Annotated in this window: 13 protein-coding genes; 6 read left to right on the forward strand and 7 right to left on the reverse strand. The window is 74.2% G+C overall.

Translation table 11 applies throughout. From position 1 onward, the window contains the following. Positions 1-16: 16 nt before the first annotated feature. The 4 genes from BXA11_RS09485 to BXA11_RS09500 are packed head-to-tail and all read left to right on the forward strand — an operon-like array spanning position 17 to position 6,779. A complete protein-coding gene (locus BXA11_RS09485; RefSeq protein WP_076434171.1) occupies positions 17-2,665 on the forward strand; it encodes an FtsX-like permease family protein in 2,649 nt (882 codons plus the stop codon). Next, the gene (locus BXA11_RS09490) at positions 2,662-5,172 is read left to right on the forward strand and encodes an FtsX-like permease family protein (RefSeq protein WP_076434172.1); all 2,511 of its coding nucleotides are present in this window, start codon (positions 2,662-2,664) and stop codon (positions 5,170-5,172) included. Before BXA11_RS09485 ends, BXA11_RS09490 begins: the two co-directional genes overlap by 4 nt. After that, positions 5,156-6,118, forward strand: a complete 963-nt coding sequence (locus BXA11_RS09495) for an ABC transporter ATP-binding protein (protein WP_076434173.1) — start codon at positions 5,156-5,158, stop codon at positions 6,116-6,118. The genes BXA11_RS09490 and BXA11_RS09495 overlap by 17 nt, the downstream gene beginning before the upstream one ends. Further along, positions 6,111-6,779, forward strand: a complete 669-nt coding sequence (locus BXA11_RS09500; RefSeq protein ID WP_083744093.1) for an ABC transporter ATP-binding protein — start codon at positions 6,111-6,113, stop codon at positions 6,777-6,779. Before BXA11_RS09495 ends, BXA11_RS09500 begins: the two co-directional genes overlap by 8 nt. A 3-nt stretch (positions 6,780-6,782) precedes the next feature. Here BXA11_RS09500 and BXA11_RS09505 read toward each other — a convergent pair whose 3' ends face one another. Further along, positions 6,783-7,718, reverse strand: a complete 936-nt coding sequence (locus BXA11_RS09505) for an aldo/keto reductase (RefSeq protein ID WP_076434175.1) — start codon at positions 7,716-7,718, stop codon at positions 6,783-6,785. 101 nt (positions 7,719-7,819) lie between these two features. Between BXA11_RS09505 and BXA11_RS09510 the strand changes: the two genes are divergently transcribed. Beyond that, complete coding sequence (locus BXA11_RS09510; protein WP_076434176.1) at positions 7,820-8,863, forward strand: family 2 encapsulin nanocompartment cargo protein polyprenyl transferase; 1,044 nt, start codon at positions 7,820-7,822, stop codon at positions 8,861-8,863. Positions 8,864-8,882: 19 nt separating this feature from the next. On the opposite strand, the gene BXA11_RS09515 is transcribed toward BXA11_RS09510, so the two are convergent. The 3 genes from BXA11_RS09515 to BXA11_RS09525 are packed head-to-tail and all read right to left on the reverse strand — an operon-like array spanning position 8,883 to position 14,120. Beyond that, positions 8,883-9,350, reverse strand: a complete 468-nt coding sequence (locus tag BXA11_RS09515; protein ID WP_030508039.1) for a MarR family winged helix-turn-helix transcriptional regulator — start codon at positions 9,348-9,350, stop codon at positions 8,883-8,885. Beyond that, positions 9,347-12,349, reverse strand: a complete 3,003-nt coding sequence (locus BXA11_RS09520) for an FAD-binding and (Fe-S)-binding domain-containing protein (protein ID WP_083744095.1) — start codon at positions 12,347-12,349, stop codon at positions 9,347-9,349. The genes BXA11_RS09515 and BXA11_RS09520 overlap by 4 nt, the downstream gene beginning before the upstream one ends. A 4-nt stretch (positions 12,350-12,353) precedes the next feature. Beyond that, complete coding sequence (locus BXA11_RS09525; RefSeq protein ID WP_076434177.1) at positions 12,354-14,120, reverse strand: thiamine pyrophosphate-dependent enzyme; 1,767 nt, start codon at positions 14,118-14,120, stop codon at positions 12,354-12,356. A 103-nt stretch (positions 14,121-14,223) separates the two neighbouring features. Here BXA11_RS09525 and BXA11_RS09530 point away from each other — a divergent pair, with 103 nt between their 5' ends. Then, positions 14,224-15,342, forward strand: coding sequence for an enolase C-terminal domain-like protein (locus tag BXA11_RS09530; RefSeq protein WP_239105282.1), 1,119 nt, complete (start codon positions 14,224-14,226; stop codon positions 15,340-15,342). 240 nt (positions 15,343-15,582) lie between these two features. Here BXA11_RS09530 and BXA11_RS09535 read toward each other — a convergent pair whose 3' ends face one another. The 3 genes from BXA11_RS09535 to BXA11_RS09545 form a co-directional block, all read right to left on the reverse strand. Continuing rightward, complete coding sequence (locus BXA11_RS09535) at positions 15,583-16,566, reverse strand: pentapeptide repeat-containing protein (protein ID WP_159454754.1); 984 nt, start codon at positions 16,564-16,566, stop codon at positions 15,583-15,585. Between the two features lie 460 nt (positions 16,567-17,026). Further along, positions 17,027-17,722, reverse strand: a complete 696-nt coding sequence (locus BXA11_RS09540; RefSeq protein WP_076434178.1) for a response regulator — start codon at positions 17,720-17,722, stop codon at positions 17,027-17,029. Further along, positions 17,719-18,912 (reverse strand): sensor histidine kinase, encoded by a 1,194-nt coding sequence (locus BXA11_RS09545; protein WP_076434179.1) that lies wholly within the window; start codon positions 18,910-18,912, stop codon positions 17,719-17,721. Before BXA11_RS09545 ends, BXA11_RS09540 begins: the two co-directional genes overlap by 4 nt. Between the last annotated feature and the right edge of the window lie 23 nt (positions 18,913-18,935).

Below are 18,935 nucleotides of genomic sequence, written 5' to 3' on the forward strand. Positions count from 1 at the left end.
GACGAACGTGGTGAGGATGGTGCGGGGGCGGCTGCCGCTGGTGGTCCGGCGCGCGCTGGCCGAGCCCCTGCTGCTGGCCGCCGCGTTCGGCTCCATCCTGCTCGCCACCACGGCGATCTTGGCTCTGCTGCTGCACGCGGGCTCGGCGACCCAGGCGGGTGTACGGCGGGCCCTGGAGACGGCGCCGCTCGCCGCCACCGCCACCGTCGTCACCTCCTCGGTCACCGCGGGGGACTTCGCCTCGGCCGACCGGGCCGTCCGCGCGGGGATCGCCCACGCCCACGGCGAGGTGCCCGTACGGGTCACCGTTCGCGTCGAGTCCGCCTCGTACGCGCTGAAGGAAGACGACCGCGGCGGTCAGCCCGTCCTGACCCGGTTCGCCGCGTACGAGGGACTGGACGGCCAGGCGGACCTGGTGAGTGGCCGCTGGCCCACGGAGGGAACGGCGGTGGCGCTCTCGGAGCCGGCCGCGCGGGCGATGGGAGTCTCCACCGGCGACGAGTTCACCGTCGTCGGACGCCTGGACGGGAAATCGGTCCGCGTGCGCGTCACCGGCGTGTTCCGGCTGCGCGACCCCGACGACCCGCGCTGGAAGGGAGAGGAACTGCTGCGCTACGGCACGCAGACCGGCGACTTCACCTCCCGCGGCCCCCTGGTCATGCCGGCCGGCGCCTTCCTCGGCAGGTTCGCGACCGGTGTCTCGGCCCGCTGGCTCGCCGAACCCGACCTGCGCCGGCTCTCCTCCGACCGGCTGCGGCCGTTCTCGGCGTCGGTCGCCGCGGTCTCCGCGGACGTGCGGTCCGGCTGCCCCCGGTGCACCGTCACCGAGACGCTGTCCGGCACGCTGCTGCGGCTCGACCGCGGCGCCCTGGTCGCCCGCTCGACCATGCTGGTGCCGGTGCTCCAGCTGCTGGTGCTGAGCGCGTACGCGCTGGCGCTGACCGCGCGGCTGCTCGCCGAGCACCGCCGGATGGAGACGGCGCTGCTGCGATCGAGGGGCGGCGGATCGCCGCGGCTCGCCGCAATGGCGGCGGGGGAGGCGCTGCTGATCGCGCTGCCCTGTGCGCCCGTGGCGCCGTTCCTCGCGCCGGTCCTCCTGCGGCTGATGAGCGCCTTCCCCTGGATCGAGGCCACCGGCGTGGCGCCGCCCCGCGCGCCCGACGGGGCCACGTTCGCGGTCGCGGCGGCGGTCGCGCTCGCCTGCGCCGCCATGCTGGCCGCTCCGCCCCTGCTCGCCGCCCGCCGCACGTACGTCGAGGAGCAGGCGGTGCTCGGGCGCGCCGACCGGCCGGGCCTGGTCCAGCGGGCCGGGGCCGACGTGGCGCTGCTCGTCCTGGCGGCGCTCGCCGTCTGGCGCCTGCGCGCCCAGGACGCGCCGGAGGTCACGCGCCTCGGCGGCGAGCTCGGGCTCGACCCGCTCGTCGGGGCGGGGCCGGCGCTCGCCCTGCTCTGCGGCGGGATGGCCGCCCTCCGGCTGGTGCCCGCCGTCGCGAGGGTCGCCGAGCGGGCGACGCGGCGCCGCCCCGGGTTCGGGCCGGCCGTGGCCGCCCGGCAGGTGAGCCGGCGCCCGGCCCGCTATTCCGGTCCGGCGCTGCTGCTGACGATGGCGACCGCGATCGGCGTGCTGTCCCTGACCACGGCCGCGACCTGGCGCGGCGCCCAGGAGGACCGGGCCATGCATCTCGCCGGCGCCGCCCTGCGCGTCTCGGCCCTCCCGGGCGACGACGCCCGGACCTTCACCACGCTGCCGGGAGTCGCGGCGGCCGTGCCCGCGCACCGAGCCACGGTCGTCGCGAACGGCGCGGACGCCACCCTGATCGCCGCGGACGCGGCGCACCTGGGCCGGGTCCTGCTGCTTCGCCCCGACCTGTCGGAGCTGTCGCCGGCCACGCTGACCTCCCGGATCGCCGGGTCCGCCGGACAGCCGCTACCGGTCGTGGTGACCCCCGGTCTGGCCGACACCACCAGGATCACGGCCGGCACGGCGGCGATCCCGATCCGGGTCGTGGGCGTCGTCACGGCGATGCCCGGCACACCGGAGGGCACCCCGGCCCTGCTCGCCGACCTCGCCGCGCTGCGGGGCCAAGGCGCGCAGGGGGCGGACTGGCCGGTGACGGAGTGGTGGCTGGCCGCCGACGGGAACGACACCACACCAGCCGCCACCGCGCTGACGCACAGGGACGTCGTCGACGTGGCCACGCTGACCGCAGGTCACAGGGACGACCCCACGGCGGCGGGCCTGCAGGGCGCGCTGCTGCTCGGCTTCGCGGCGGCGCTGGCCTTCGCCGTGCTGGGATTCCTGGTCAACGCGGCGGTCTCGGCGCGCGAGCGCAGGGGCGAGTTCGCCGTGCTCGGCGCGCTCGGCGTGAGCTTCCGGCAGACGCTCGGCCTGCTCGCCGCCGAGCAGTCGTTCGTCATCGGGCTGTCGCTGGCCGGCGGAGTGGCGCTCGCCGTGGCCGTCTCCGCCGCGGTGGTGCCGCCGATGGTGACCGCCGGATACGCGGCCGGAGGCGGGCTGCCGGTGCTGCTCCACGTTCCGTGGCTCCAGGTGGCGGTGCTCGCCGTCGCGGTCCTCGCCGTGCTCCTCGTGATCGTGGCGGGGCTCGCGCGGTCGCTGCACCGCCGTGAGCCGGCCGCCGTGCTGCGTTCTGGGGAGGCGTCGTGATCCGCCTTCTCGGGGTGCACAAAGGTGTGGCGGCGCTGCTGGCCACGCTGGTGTTCGGCGCCGCACTTGTCGTCTCGGCCCTGCCCCGGATGGTCGAGTCCTCGCTCGACGCGGCGGCCAGGTCGATCATCGGCGCCGCCCCGCCCGGCACGGCCTCGCTGACGGTCCAGTACAGCCGGGGCTTCGACCTGAGGCCGATGCGGACGACGGCCGACGTGGCCGGGGCGGACACCGCCTGGCGAGCCCTGCTCCCCACGGCGTTGCGGATGGCCGCCGATCCCGCCCCGCTCTTCGACTTCTCCGCCTCCTCGCCGATCCTGATCAACAACCAGGCGCATCGCTACCTGACGCTGAAATGGGTCTCCGGGGCGGACCGGCACGTGCGGTACGTCGAGGGCGGCCCCCCGGGCCCCGGCTCGGGCACCCGTTTCGAGGTGGCCGTCCCCGCGGTCGCCGCCTCGGAGATGTCGATCAGAACGGGCGACACTCTCCGCCTCGGCGACCTGACCGCGAAGGTCACCGGCCTGTTCGAGCCGGCGCGTCCCGCCGACCGGTTCTGGGCTCTGGAGCCGGAGCTCACTTACGTCATCCACCACCGCGTGCCGCTCGCCACGGAGGACGACCTGATCGTCACCGCGCTCACCGACGGCGACAGGCTCGCGGGCGCCGAGCTGCCCATGATCTTCCGATGGCTCGTCACCCCGGCGCAGGGCCGCGTCGGCGCGGGCAACGCGGCGGACGTGCTCGCCGCCACGGAGGAGTTCGACCGCCGGCTGGGCAGGCAGGACCTCGAACTCACCCTGTCGACCGGGTTCGACCGCATCCTGCGGGAGTACCTGGACCGGCTGGCCGTCACGCGCGCGCTCATCACGGTGTTCCTGAGCGGGCTGGCCGTCGTGTGCCTGGGCACCACGGCCCTGGCCGTGCTGTTGTTCGCCGGGCGGGTGCGCGGCGACCTGCTGCTGATGCGCGCCCGCGGCGCGTCCCTGGCCCGGGCCGTGCTGACCTGCGGGGGAGCGGTCGCGCTCGTGGCGGTGCCGGCGGCCGCGGCGGGCCAGCTGGCCGCGGGCTTCGTGCCGGGCGCACCGACGGCGTTCGCGCGGCTGGGACCCGCCGCGCTGGCGGTGGGGACCGTCGCGATCGCCTGCGCCGCGGCCGCGGCGCGCCGGTCCACGGGCCGGCGGTCCGCGAACGCGCTGCGCCGGATCGTGCTGGAGATCCTGGTGCTCGTGCTCGCCGTGGCGAGCGTCCAGCTCCTGCGCACGGGCGGCCTGGGCACGGGCGGTCCGGGCACGGGCGGTCCGGGCGCGGGCGGTCCGGGCGCGGGCGACGCGTTCCTCGCGTCGGCGCCCGTGCTGCTGGCGCTGGCCGCCGCGCTGGCGCTGCTGCGCGCCGGCCCGGCCCTGATCCACCTCGCCTTTCGCGCCGCGGCCCGGCGCGCCGCCGCCGTGCCGTTCCTCGGGCTCGCCGCCGCCCGGGCCGTGCCGGGCGCCGCGCTGCCGGTGCTCACGCTGCTGCCGGCCGTCGCGCTGGCGGCGTACGGCATGGTCACCGCCGGAGGGCTGGAGGAGGCCCAGCGGCAGGCGGCGTGGGAGCGGACCGGCGCGGAGATCAGGGTGGAGCGCGCGCAGGGCATCGCGCCGGAGACGCTGGAGCAGATCGCCCGCGCGCCCGGCGTCAGGGCCGTCGTCCCTGCCGCGGTCGGGACGACGGTCGCCGAGGTGGGCTTCGGCGGGCGGCCGGCCACGGTCGTCGCGGTCGATCTCGACGCCTACCGCCGATTGGTCGCGGGCAGCCCGCTCCACCTGCCGCCGCCGGGAACCGGTGCGCTGGTCTCGCCCGACCTGTCCGCCATGCGGAGCTTCGATATCGGCTGGCCCGCGCGGACGACGGTCACCCCGGCGGGGACCGTCGACGCGATGCCGGGGGTGCGGGCCGGCGACGGCGCTCTCATCGTCCTCCGCGCGGCTCCCGAGCAGGTCAACACGCTGCTGATCGCGGGAGACCCGGGTGCGGTCAGGCCGCTGTTGCCGTCCGGCGCGCACATGACCACCGTGGCGGGCGCGCTCGCCGAGATCACCGGGATGCCGCTGACGAAGGCGCTGACCACCGCGCTGCGGGTCGCCGCCGCCGCGCTGGCCGCGTACGCGCTGGCGGCCGTCGCGATCGCCCTGACCGGGGGCGCGGCCCGGCGGGCGGAGGACCTGGGGCTGCTGCGCGCCCTCGGCCTCACGCGCAGGCAGGCCGGACTGGTCACCGTCCTGGAGGCGGCCCCGCTGCTCGTCCTGACCGCCGTCGCCGGGCTGGCGGCCGGTCTCGCCATGCCCGCGCTGCTCAGGCCGGGGATCGACCTGTCGGCGTACGCGGGCGGGCGTTACGGCGCGCTGACGGCCACCGCGCTCCTGCCCGTCCTGCCCTGTGCCGTGGCCGGTGCCCTGGCCGCCGGGGTCGCCGCCGTCGCCCTCGTGGGCGCCTATTTGGGAGGAAGCCGTGGACACGCTGGCTGACCTGGAGGCCCGGGCGACGCGGGGCGGTCCCGCGTTCGGCTCGGACGCCCACATCCTGTGCGACAACCTCGTGCGGATCTACAAGACCGAGGGGTCCGCCGCGGTCGAGGTGGTCGCCCTGCAGGGTCTCGACCTGCTCATCGGCAGGGGTGAGCTGGTGGCGGTCGTCGGGGCCTCGGGATCGGGCAAGTCGACGCTGCTCAACATCCTGTCGGGGCTCGACGTGCCGACGGCCGGGCTGGCCCGGGTCGCCGGGATCGACCTGCTGTCCATGACCCCCCGCGACCGCCTCCGCTACCGGCGTTCCGTCGTGGGCTTCGTCTGGCAGCAGACCGCCCGCAACCTGCTGCCGTACCTCACCGCGCGGGAGAACGTCATGCTCCCCATGCGGCTGGCGGGCGGCACGTCCCGGCGGGCCAGGTCGGCGCGTACGGACGAGCTGCTGGAGCTGACGGGGATGGCCGGCCTCGCGGACCGGCGGCCCGGGGAGATGTCCGGCGGCGAGCAGCAGCGGGTGGCCGTCGCCGTGGCGCTGGCCAACGCGCCCGAGGTGGTGCTCGCCGACGAGCCCACCGGGGAGCTCGACAGCGAGAGCGCCGAGACGGTCTTCGGCGTGCTGCGCCACGTCAACCGGGAGCTCGGCGTCACGACCGTCGTCGTGACGCACGACCCGCTGGTGTCGGAGCAGGTCGACCGGACCGTCGGCATCCGGGACGGCCGCACCTCCAGCGAGACGTTCCGCCGCACGTCCTCCGACGGCAGGGTGGTCGCCGAGGAGTACGCGGTGCTGGACCGGGCCGGGCGCCTGCAGCTGCCGAGGGAGTTCGTCAACGCCCTGTCGATGGAGCACCGGGTGCGCCTGGAGCTCGAACGCGACCACATCGGGGTCTGGCCCTCGGTCGCCGGGGACGACACGGACGATACAGAGGAAGAGACGAATGAGTGAGCCGCTGGTCGTCGTCGAGGGCCTGCGCAAGACCTATCCCAAGGGCGTGCGCGCCCTGCGAGGGATCTCCTTCGAGGCTCACCCCGGCGAGCTGGTCGCGATCCGCGGGCGCTCCGGGGCGGGCAAGACGACGCTGCTCAACCTGGTCGGCGGCCTGGACCGGCCCGACGAGGGACGGGTGCGGGTGGCAGGGCAGCCGGTGCCCGAGCTGCCCGAGGAGGGCCTGCTGCGGCTGCGGCGCGACGTCGTCGGGTTCGTCTTCCAGTCGTTCCGGCTGATCCCGGTGCTGTCGGCCGCCGAGAACGTGGGTGTGCCGCTGCTGCTGGCGCGGGTTCCCGCCAGGGACAGGGAGGAGCGGGTCAAGGTGCTGCTGTCCCTGGTCGGGCTGTCCGACCAGGCCGAGCAGCGGCCCTACGAGCTGTCGGGCGGCCAGCAGCAGCGCGTGGCCATCGCGAGGGCCCTGGCCAACCGGCCCCGCCTGCTGCTCGCCGACGAGCCGACCGGTCAGCTCGACTCGCAGACCGCGCGGCAGATCATGGAGCTGCTCCGGGTGCTCGTCCGGGGCGAGGGCGTCACCGCGCTGGTGGCCACGCACGACGCGGCCCTCGTCGGCCTCGCCGACCGCGTGCTGGAGCTCAAGGACGGCGAGTTCCTCAGCTGAGGGTCAGGCCCACGGGAGGGCGGCGCGGCGGGACCAGTAGGTCTCGGCGTCCTCCGCCAGCCCGGCGAGCGCCTTCTCGGCCTCCTCGTCCCAGGTGACGGCGAGCGCCGTCAGGTTCTCGGCGAGCTGGGCGGTCGTGGCCGCGCCGCTCAGCACGATCCCCGCCCACGGGCGGGCGAGCGCGGCGGCCAGCGCCAGGGCGTCGGGGGTGACGCCGCGTTCGCGCGCGGCGAGCACCAGCGCCGGGGGCGCGCCCCGGACGGTCAGCCTGCCGTTGGCCACGCCCTCCTTGACGATCACGGCGAGGCCTGCGGCGTGCGCCCGGGCCAGGGCCTCGCCCGCCGAACGCTCCAGCAGGTTCCAGGTCGACTGGACCGTGTCGAAGAGCCCGGTCGCGACCGCCCTGTCGATGGTCGCGGCCTGGCGGGGGCCGGTGGTGGACAGGCCCACGGCGACGCCCTCGGCGCGCAGGGCGCGCAGCTCGCCGAGCACCTCCTCGTCGTCGAGCACCCCGCTCTCCACCGTGGCGGAGTGGATCTGGTAGAGCGACAGATGCGCGCCGAGCAGCTCGCGGGTCTCGCCGAGCTGGCGGCGGAGCCGCGCGGCCGACAGGTCCTTCTCCTCGTGGCGGCCGGCGTCCATCCGCCAGCCGCCGACGTACTCGTACCCCCACTTCGACCCGACCTCGACCTCGCCGGGCCGGATGCCCCGGTCGGCCAGCCAGCCCGCGAGGAACTCCTCCGCCAGTCCGTAGGACCGGGCCACGTCGACGTACCGCACGCCCGCCGCCCGGGCGGCGTCCAGCACCTCCCAGGTGCGCGCCCGCATCGCCGCCACGTCGCGGTCGCCGCCGAAATCCTCGTCCCGGCCGAGCGTGATGTACGCGGGGCGCCCGACGGCGGCGAGCCCGAGACCCATCTCCTGCAGCCACTTCCGCATGGGGTATCACGTTAGGTGACACGTGTGGTGCGGAGGCGGCCGGGGTATGCCGACAAGTCCAGCCGGCCTGTGGGTCCACTCGAGCCCGAGGTGGTGGGAGCGTGACGGAACCGGTTGCAGAGGGAGTGCGCACCGCGGCGGAGGTGCTCGCCCGGACGCGCGACCTGGTGGAGCCCGCCCTGCGCCATGCGGTCGACACCCTGCCTCCGCCGATGCGCCGGATGGCGGGATACCACTTCGGATGGTGGGACGCGCGGGAGCGGCCGCTGCGGGCGGACGGCGGCAAGGCCCTGCGGCCCGCGTTCACGCTCCTGGCGGCGGAGGGCGCCGGGGGAGACGCGGACGCGGCACTGCCGGCCGCCGTCGCGGTCGAGCTGGTGCACAACTTCTCTCTCATCCACGACGACGTGATGGACGGTGACGCGGTCCGCCGCCACCGCCCCACGGTGTGGAACGTCTTCGGGCGCTCCGAGGCGATCCTGGCCGGAGACTCCCTGCTGACGCTGGCCTTCGCCGTGCTCGCCGGGAGCGGCCGCCCCGCCGCCGGCGTGCGGACGCTGGCCCGGTGCGTCCAGTCGCTGCTGGACGGCCAGAGCGCCGACCTCGGCTTCGAGGAGCGGGCGGACGTGAGCCTGGGGGAGTGCATGCGCATGGCGGAGGGCAAGACGGGCGCGCTGTTCGGCTGCGCCTGCGCCCTCGGCGCGCTGCAGGCCGCCGGTCTTCCGGGGGGCGCCACCACCACCGAGCAGGTGTCCTTCCTGCGGGTGTTCGGCGAGCGCGTGGGGCTGGCGTTCCAGATCGTCGACGACCTGCTGGGCATCTGGGGCGACCCGGCCGTCACCGGCAAACCGGTCCACTCGGATCTGCGCAACCGGAAGAAGTCCCTGCCGGTCGTCGCCGCGCTGACATCGGGCACGCCGGCCGGCGGCGCGCTCGCCGCGTTGTACCGCCGCCCGCTCGCGCCGGCCGACCTCCCCCGGGCCGCGCGGCTGGTGGAGGAGGCCGGCGGGCGGGCGTGGAGCCTCGCCAGGGTGGACGATCTGCTGTCCGAGGCGCTGGAGGCGCTGCGGTCGGCGGAGCTGGCGCCCGGTCCGGCGGCGGGTCTCGAGGCCCTGGCCCGCCTGGCCGCCGACCGCGACCGCTGACCCGCCTGCCGACCGTCGGCTAACCGTCCGTTTCGTGCGCACCGGCCGCCGCGGTGAGCTCGCGCAGCGTCCGCGCGAGCGTACGGCGGCTGTCCGGCGGCAGGTGGCGCAGCGCGGCGGCGATGTGCCCGCGGCGGGCCGCACGGATCCGCTCCAGCGACCTCCTGCCGGTCTCGGTGACGTCGATGCTGACCTCACGGCGGCTGTGCGGGGACAGCAGGCGCGTCAGCAGCCCGGCGGTGTGCAGGCGGGCCACCAGACGGCCCGTGGCCGAGACCGACATGCCCAGCAGGGCGGCGAGCCCGCTCAGGTTCACCGGGCCGTGCCGGTCGACCGCGAGCAGCACCCGCAACTGGGTGACCGAGAGCTCGGAGCTGCGCGTCATCGCGTTGAGGGTCATCTCCACCAGGGCGAGCGAGGCGTCCTCCACGGACCACGCGTCCTCGTCCAGTGTCTGGTCCGTCTCCTCCATGATCTCGGCGCTCATCGGCTCCCCAGCACCCGCGCCGGGCCGGGCCTGCGCGCGGCCCGCCACTCGGGGTGGTCGCCCAGCGGAATGCCCCGCACCCCGGCCGCCAGCAACTCCGCGAGGTGGATCGCCTGGCGTCCCACTCCCGCCTGCTCGATCTGCGTACGGCAGCTGAAGCCGTCGGCGAGGACGACCGTGCGGGGATCGGCGGCGCGGACGGCCGGCAGGATCTCGTGCTCCGCGCAGGTCGTCGACACCTCCAGGTGGCCGGCGGTGAAGCCGAAGTTCCCGGCGAGGCCGCAGCAGCCGCCCACCGTCTCCACCCGCACACCGGCCCGGGACAGCAGGGCCCGATCGGTGTCGAAGCCGAGCACCGAGTGGTGGTGGCAGTGCGGCTGGGCGACGGCGTCCCGGTCGATCCGGGGCGGCTCCCAGCCGTCGGTCGCGCTCAGCAGCTCGGCGAGGGTCCTGGTCTGCTCGCCCAGCCGGGTGAAGTCCCGGTCGTGCGCGAACAGCTCGGGCGCGTCGGCGCGGAACACCGCCGTGCAGCTCGGCTCCAGCCCGACGATCGGGATGCCGCGGCGCAGCGCCGGGGCGAGGGTGCGCACGGTGCGGCGCAGCACCCGCCGCGCCACGCCGAGCTGGCCGGTCGATATCCACGTCAGGCCGCAGCACAGCGTGCGCGGCGGGATCAGCACGCGGTAACCCGCCGACTCCAGCACCCAGACGGCGGCGCGGCCGATATGAGGGTGGAAGTTGTCGGTGAACGTGTCGGGCCACAGCACCACGGGTCCCCGCTCGCCCCCGCCGCGCGGCCCCCGGTGCCGATACCAGTCGCTGAAGCGGAGCGGCGCGAAGTCCGGGACCGGCCGGGCCGGTTCGAGCCCCGCCAGGCGTTTGGCGAGCCCGGACAGCACGGGCGCGTGCGCCAGCGCGTTGACCACCCCCGGGGCGAGCGCGGCCACGCGGGCCCACACCGGCAGCCAGCCCATGGCGTAGTGGTCCATCGGGCGGATCCTGCGGGCGTAGTGGTGGGCGAGGAACTCGGCCTTGTACGTCGCCATGTCGACCTGCATCGGGCAGTCGTGCCTGCAGCCCTTGCAGGCCAGGCACAAATCGAGCGCGTCCTTCACGGCGGCGGACCGCCAGCCGTCCCGCACCACGGAGTCGGCGTGGCCGTTCAGCATCTCGAACAGCAGCCGGGAGCGCCCGCGGGTGGAGTGCTCCTCCTCGCCCGTGGCCCGGTAGGACGGGCACATCACCCCGCCGGTGTGCTCGCGGCATTGGCCGACTCCCACGCACCGCATCACGGCCCGCTGGAAGCTGCCCTCGTCGTCCGGGTAGCCGAAGTGGACGGGCGGGTCGGCGGGCGTCCACTCGGGGCCGAGCCGCAGGTCCTCGTCCAGCCGGTACGGCGAGACGATCTTGCCCGGGTTCATCCGGTCGCCGGGGTCGAAGACGGCCTTCACCTGCTCGAATGCGGTAATGACCGCCGGCCCGAACATCTTGGGCAGCAGCTCGCCCCTGGCCTGCCCGTCGCCGTGCTCGCCCGACAGCGAGCCGCCGTAGGAGACGACCAGGTCGGCGGCCCGATCGAGGAAGGCGCGGAAGGCCGCCACCCCGTCGGCCGTCACCAGGTCGAACGGGATGCGGGTGTGCACGCAGCCCTGCCCGAAGTGCCCGTACAGCGAGGCGTCGCCGTAGCCGAACTCCTCGAACAGGCGGCGCAGGTCGCGCAGGTAGCCGCCGAGCCTGTCCGGCGGGACGGCCGAGTCCTCGAACCCCTCCCACGTCTCGCGCATGCCGGGCACCCGGGCGGTGGCGCCCAGACCGGACTCGCGGACCTCCCACAGCTCTTTTTCGATCTTCGCGTCGTCGAGGAAGGAGATGTGCGGCGCGTGCTCGCCGCCCTTCAGCTCCTTCAGCAGGTCACGGGCCTTGGCGTCCGCCTCCTTCTGCGAGTCCGCCCCGAAGGAGACCATGAGCCAGCCGCCGCCCTCCGGCAGCCGCTTGAGGGCGTCGGGATGCATGTGCTTGCGCCGCTCGAAGTCCACGAGCTTGTCGTCCACCCCTTCGAGCTGGAGCGGGCCGTGGCGGGCGATGCGCGGCACGGCGTCGGCGGCCACGCCGATGTCGTGATAGCCGAGCAGGACGAGGCACTCGGCCTTGGGCGCGGGCACCAGGCGCAGCTCGGCCCGCAGCACGGTGACCAGCGTGCCCTCCGACCCGACCAGCGCCCTGGCCAGGTCGAACCCGGCCTCGGGCAGGAGCTGGTCGAGGTTGTAGCCCGACACCCGCCGGGGGATGTCGGGGAAGCGGCGGCGGATCTCGTCGGCGTGCTCGTCCACGATCGCCCGCAGCTCGCGGTAGATCCGCCCCCTCGGCCCGCCTTCGGCGACGATCCGGTCGAACTGCTCCTGGCTGGTCGGCCCCACCCACATCCGCTGTCCGTCGTAGGTGAGGATCTCCAGCCGCGCGACGTTGTCGGCGGTCTTGCCGTACGCCTGGGCGGTCGAGCCGCAGGAGTTGTTGCCGATCATGCCGCCGAGCGTGCACTGGGAGTGGGTGGACGGACGCGGCCCGAACATCAGGCCGGTGTCGGCCAGCAGCCGGTTCAGCACGTCGAGCACGATTCCGGGCTCGACCACGCAGGTGCGCGCCGCGGCGTCCACCGACACGAGCCGGTGGCAGTACTTCGACCAGTCGATCACCACCGCGGTGTTGCAGGTCTGACCGGCCAGGCTGGTCCCCCCGCCCCGTGAGGTGACGGGCGCGCCGTGCTCCCGGCAGACGGCGATCGCCTCGGCCGCCGCGTCCACCGTGCGCGGCACCACCACCCCGAGCGGCACCTGCCGGTAGTTCGATCCGTCCGTGGAGTAGGCGCCCCGGCTGCCCGGGTCGAACCTGACCTCGCCGTCCACCCGGGCGGCGAGGTCCCGCTCCAGGTCGCGCACCCGCACGTACGGGCGCCCCGGCCGGGTCGTCACGGGCAGGGGAACGAGCACCTGGTCCGTCATGGCGTCACCGCCCCAGTTGAGAGATCTTGTCCTTGAACAGCGTCGTCGCGATGGCCGCCTTGTGCGGCTGTCCCTTCAGGAACGCCTCGGCGAACTTGACCGCCTGATCGCGGGCGACCTTGCCCGGCATGGGCGGCTCGTTCGGGTCGACGTCCACGTCCACCAGCGCCGGCCCCGGATGGGCGAGGGCCTGCCGTACGGCCTCGTTCACCTCGGCGGGGTCGGTGACCTTGCGGCCGTAGCCGCCGCAGGAGCGGGCCCAGGCGGAGAAGTCGGAGGACGGCGCGCCGAACCTGACCCCGTGCTCGGGGTACCCCAGCACCATCTGCTCCCACAGGATCTGGCCGAGCGAGCCGTTGTTGTTCACCACCACGGTGATCGGCAGGCCGAGACGGGCCGCGGTGAGGAACTCGGCCATCAGCATCGCGAAGCCGCCGTCGCCGATGAACGCGATCACCTGCCGGTCGGGGTGGGCGAGCTGCGCCGCGATCGCGTACGGCAGGCCGGGGGCCATGGTGGCGAGGTTGCCCGACAGGTAGAACTCCCGGCCGCCGCGGATCGTCCAGTGCCGGGCCGCCCAGGTCGCGATCGTGCCGGAGTCGCAGGTGAGGATGGCGTCGTCGGAGGCGGCCCGGTCCACGCAGCCGATCAGGTACTGCGGGGCGATCGGGGCGCGCTCCGGGTTCTCCAGGGCGGCCATGTTCTCCCGCCATTCGGCCATGGCCTTCTGGTACTTCTCCAGGTGCGCCCGGTCGTCGGTGCGGTGCAGCAGCGGCAGCAGCGCGGCAAGCCCCTCCTTGGCGTCCCCGATCATCGGGACCTCGGTCGGCATTCGCACGCCCGCGCGGGCGGGGTCGGCGTCGATCTGCACGACGCGGACCTTGCCGGGCTCGGGCAGGTGCTTGGTGTAGGGGAAGTTGGTGCCGACCATCAGCAGGGTGTCGCAGTCCTCGACCAGCTCCTCGCCCGGCTTCGTGCCGAGCAGGCCGATCCCGCCCACCGCGTACGGCGAGTCGTCGGGGATGACCGCCTTGCCGGGGAGCGTCTTGATCACGGGGGCGCCCAGCGTCTCGGCGACGGCCAGCACCTCCTCGCGGGCGTGCAGGGCGCCGGCGCCGGCCAGGATCGCGGGCCGCCGGGCCGCGTTGAGCACCTCGGCGGCCGCCCTCAGGTCCTCCTGGCGCGGCACGCCGGGCGGGGACAGGTAGACGGGGGCGGTCGCGGGCGGCCGCGCGGGGGCGACGTGCTGGTAGGGGTCGGCGTCGGCGGGGGCCACCTGGACGTCGTTGGGCAGGCACAGGTGGGCGACCCCGCGGCGCGCGTACGCCGTGCGGATCGCGATGTCCACCACCCCCGGCAGCTGGGCCGGGTTGTCCACCACGAGGTTGTATTCGGCCACGTCCTCGTACAGCCGGTCGAGGTGGACCTCCTGCTGGTAGCCGGTGCCCAGCACGCTGGTCTCCTGCATGCCCGTGATGGCCAGCACCGGCTGGTGGTCGAGCTTGGCGTCGTACAGGCCGTTGAGCAGGTGGATCCCGCCGGGGCCCGAGGTGGCCAGGCACACCCCGATGCGACCGGTGGCCTTCGCGTGCGCGGCCGCCATGAACGCGGCCGCCTCCTCGTGATGCACCAACACGAACCGGACACGGTCGGATTGGCGGCGCAGCCCTTCCATGATGCCGTTGATGCCGTCACCGGGAAGCCCGAAGACGGTGTCGACACCCCAGTCGGCGAGCCGCCTGATGAGTACTTCTGAGGCGATTTCCGTCATATGTGCCGCGCTGCCCCTGGAATGGGAAGCCGAACACTCACCGCATGGAAAATCTTTCCTCCGATCCAGAGTCGTGGGGTCACGCCCGGGTAGGGAGACGCGCGTGATCAGCGACCTCGTGATCAGGGACCTCGTGATCAGGGACCTCCACGTGTCGGCCTACCGCGTGCCGACCGACCGCCCGGAGGCCGACGGCACGCTGAGCTGGGACGCGACCACGATGGTGGTGGTCCGCGCGGACGCCGGCGAGACGGCCGGGCTCGGCTGGACCTACGCGCCCGCCGCCGCCGCGACGATCGTCACGGACCTGCTCGCGCCCGTGGTGCGCGGCGGAGACCCCATGGACGTGCCGGGCCTGTGGACCGCGATGGTCCGCCGGGTGCGCAACGCGGGCCGCACGGGCGTCGCGGGATACGCGATCTCCGCGGTCGACGTCGCGCTCTGGGACCTCAAGGCCCGGCTGCTCGGTGTGCCGCTCGCCCGCCTGTTCGGCCTGGCCGGACCGTCCGTGCCCGTGTACGGCTCGGGCGGGTTCACCACGTACGACGACGACGTCACGACGGCGCAGCTCGCGCACTGGGTGCACGAGCAGGGCATCCCCCGCGTCAAGATCAAGATCGGGGAGTCCGCGGGCGCCGCGCCCGCCCGCGACCTGCACCGCGTCGCGCTCGCCCGCCGGGTCATCGGGGACGCCGCCGAGCTGTACGTGGACGCCAACGGCGGCTACGGCGCGAAACAGGCCGTGCGGCTGGAACGCCGGATGCGCGACCACGACGTGCGGTGGTTCGAGGAGCCGGTGTCCTCCGACGACCTGGCCGGGCTGCGCCTGGTGCGCGAGCGGTCCGAGGCCGACGTCGCGGCCGGCGAGTACGGCGGCGACCTCGTCTACTTCACCCGCATGTGCGCGGCGGGCGCGGTCGACTGCCTGCAGATCGACGCGACCCGCTGCGGCGGCTACACGGGCTGGTCGGGCGCGGCGGCGATCGCCGCCGGGCACGGGCTCGAGGTGTCGGCGCACTGCGCGCCCAACCTGCACGCGCCCGTCGCCGCGGCGACCCCGAACCTGCGCCACATGGAGTGGTTCCACGACCACGTGCGCATCGAGGGCGACCTGTTCGACGGCGCGGCCGACCCCACGGGAGGCGCCGTGCGCCCGCCGGACGCGCCCGGTCACGGCCTGACGCTGCGCGCCGACGTGGCCGAGCCCTACCGCGTCGCCTAGAGGGTGTTTCATCGCGAAAGGTAGCGAAAGGTGTCGTTTCTGCTGTGCGGGAACGCAGTCCTGTCGGCGGTGGTGGATCAGCAGCGCGACGAGATCAAAAGAACTAAGGGGGTCAGTGGTGGAGGTAGTTATCCCGAGTGAGCCCGCTGGGAACCCTGATCTCGAACGATGGCCTGGGCGACCAGGATGTACGCCCAACGCAAGGCCACCGCGCTCGCAGCACGCTGACGGTGAGGCTCGTCAGAACTGGGTCTCCGCATCAACGATCGCAACCGCTCTGATCTCCTTCTCTGTCGTTCCATCCACGTGACGTAGGTCCGCGCCGCTCAGGTTCGCGCCGTCCAGGTTCGTGCTGTACAGGTGCGCGCCGTTCAGGTTCGCGCCGCGCAGGTCCGCGCCGCTCAGATTCGCGAACAGGCGCGCGCGGCTCAGGTATGCGCCGGTCAGGTTCGCGCCGGTCAGATCCGCGCCGTCCAGGTGGGCGTCGGTCAGGTTCGCGCGGCTCAGGTAGGCGTCGGTCAGGTTCGCGCCGGTCAGATCCGCGCCGCGTAGGTAGGCCCCACTCAGGTCCGCTTGGGGAATACGGATGTTGTTCAGGTTAGGCCTGTGGGCATCCAAGCGGGTGTTTCGGCGGCCGATGATGGTGAGGGCTGCCTGGACATCGGTGTCGGGCTGAGCGGGTAGTTTGGCCGCTGTGACGCTGGGTTTGGGATCGTGCTCGCGGACGAACGCAGCGAGCACGTCGTAGACGGTCTGGTGGTCACGCGGCGAGTCTGTTGCGATCCTTTCTAGGGCGTACAGGCCGCCGAGCCGGACGTCCAGCCTGTCGGAGCCGATCTGCTCGATCGCCTTGGTGTAGCGGTCGGTGATCTGTCCTTGTTCAGCGGTGCGCTGAGCTTGGCGGGAGGCGTCCAGCGACTGGGCCGTGTACCACAAGCCTTGCCCGGTGAAGATAACGCCGCCGATCACGACCAGGCCGGTGGCGGCCTGGATCAGGGTGTGCCGCGCGGCGTTGACGGCCTCGACGCGCTCGGTTGCGGTCATTTGCTGGCGTTCGGTTTGGGTGAGCGGGTGAGGTTCCCCGGCTAGGCGGCGGGCGGCGGGCCCGATCAGCAGGGCGATGCCGAGCGCGGAGGCCCCTGCCAGGGAAATCCCCGCAAGCGTCCATCGGCCCCAGTCGGGAATGTTCAGCGTTTGGGACGCCCAGGCAGTGACCGCGATCATCACCAGCAGAGGAACCAGCCACAGTAATCGTCGCTTCCACGATGTTGGCGGCGCCGCGACCGGTTGAGGCACCGGGGGCTCGCTTCGGGCTGCTCGACGCGCTTTGGCGGCAGCCGCGGCTGCGAGGACTTGCCGGGCCGGAGGCTGAGGCCGTCTGGATGACATCTCACCATTGCACTCTGCCCAGTTCAGCGGTGCGTGAAGGGCGACGAAAACGTGACTCGGGGGACGCATCCAGGTGATCATCCCGGTTGCTCCAGACGCGTACGCGCTGCGGCTGGTGGCCTACAGGCCGAACGGGGCGAGGCTGGGCACGCTACCGCAACACCTCGGCTTTGAGGTCGGTCTGCCACTGAATGACGTGCCGTCGCTCAAGTTGGACTACCCGGCCGGCGGGCTGAACGCGGAGCTTATGGAAAGGGGCAGGACGGGAAACAGCGGCGCCGCCGCGACGGCCGCGTCAGCCGTCCGCGCCGAGCGGGTCGTCGAGCAGCCCGGCGTCGTGGACGAGCAGGGCGATCTGGACGCGGTTGTTGAGCCCGAGCTTGGCGAGGACGCTCGACACGTGCGTCTTGACGGTGGGGACGCTGAGGTGCAGCAGGGCGCCGATCTCGGCGTTCGGCCTGCCCTGGCCGACCGCCAGCGCGATCTCCCGTTCCCGGTCGTTGAGCAGTGCCAGGCGCTCCCGGGCGCGGGCCCTGCGCCGGTCCTGTCCGTCCTCGGCGACCCGGGCGATGAGCCGCCGGGTCACCGCCGGGGACAGGACCGGGTGGCCGGCGGCCACCCGGCGGATGGCCTCCACGATCTCGCCCGGCGGGGTGTCCTTCAGCAGGAACCCGGCGGCCCCCGCGCGCAGGGCCCGCAGCACGTGCTCGTCGGCGTCGAAGGTGGTCAGCACGATCACCTCGGGCGCGCCGTCGCGGGCGCGCAGCGCCTCAGTGGCGGCCAGGCCGTCCATCACCGGCATCCGGATGTCCATCAGCACCACGTCGGGGCGGTGCCGACCGGCCAGCGGCAGCACCTCGGCGCCGTCCCCGGCCTGGGCGAGGACGCGGATGTCCGGGGCGCCGCCGAGCATCATCTCCAGCCCGGCCCGGACCAGGGGATCGTCGTCGGCGATGAGAACGCCGATCGGTGCGGCTTCTGGCGCGATCATGCAGGCCACGGTAGCCAGGCCCGCACGCGCCAGCCACCCGGGCCCCCGTCGCCGTCGCCGCGCACGGGCCCGTGCTCCAGCCGTCCCCCTGCCAGCGTGACGCGCTCGGCCAGGCCGGCGAGGCCGTGGCCCCCACCGGCGGCGTCCGCTGCGACGGCGGCGGGGACGTCGTTGACCACATCGACCGTCAGGCCCTCGCCGGGCGCCCCGGTCACCCGTACGCGGACCTCGGCTCCCTGCGCGTGCTTGCGCGCGTTGGTGAGGGCCTCCTGCACGACGCGGTAGGCGGTGCGGCCCGTCCGGTCCGGGATCGACTCGCGCGGGCCGAGGTCGTCGCGCAGGTCCACCCGCATGCCGGCCCGGCCCGACTCCGCGACGAGCTGTTCCAGGTCGGCCAGGGTGGGCAGGCCGGGCCGCTCCGGCGCGGACGGCTCGCCGGTCGGGGCGCGCAGCACGCCGATCACCTCGCGCAGGTCCTGCAGGGCCTGGTGGGCGCTCTGCCTGATCACCCGCGCCGCGCGGGCCACGTCGGCGGGGTCGGCGCCGGGGTTGAACTCCAGCGCCCCCGCGTGCACGCTGAGCAGCGACAGCCGGTGGCCGAGCACGTCGTGGATCTCACGGGCGATCGCCTCGCGCACCTGGTGCTGCACCCGCTCGGCCCGCAGCCTCGCCTCGGTCTCCATCCGGGCCGCGCGGTCGCGCTGGGCCAGCACCAGCCGCCGCCGGTGGTGGACGAACAGCCCCCAGCCGACCGCCGCGCCCTGAAGGGCCAGGCCCAGCGTCAGCAGCGCGAGCGGCGGCATGTCCGGGTCGGGGCGCAGATAGGTGAAGACGACCGCGGCGAGGACGCTGAGCGCGAACACCGTGCCCGAGGTCCGCGGGCGGCGGTGAACCGCGACGGAGAAGAGCGCGGCCAGCATGGGGCCCGCGATCATCTCGAAGACGGCCGACAGCGCGACGAGCGTCACCGCGAGCCCGACCGGCCACCTGCGGCGCAGCCACAACGCCGCGCAGCCGAGCATGCTCACGACTTGGTCGAGGGTGAACAGCCACGCCGGCGGCAGGGGTGCGGCGTGCAGACGCTCCACCGACGTGTAGAAGCCGAAGGCGACGGCGAGCACGAACATCGCCGTGTCCACGAGCCAGTCGCGCCGGCTTCGCCGGTGCCGGGGGGCGGCGGGGGAATCCATATCCCCCGCAGCGTACGACGTGG

The sequence above is a fragment of the Microbispora rosea genome (assembly GCF_900156315.1).
Lineage (GTDB): Bacteria > Actinomycetota > Actinomycetes > Streptosporangiales > Streptosporangiaceae > Microbispora > Microbispora rosea.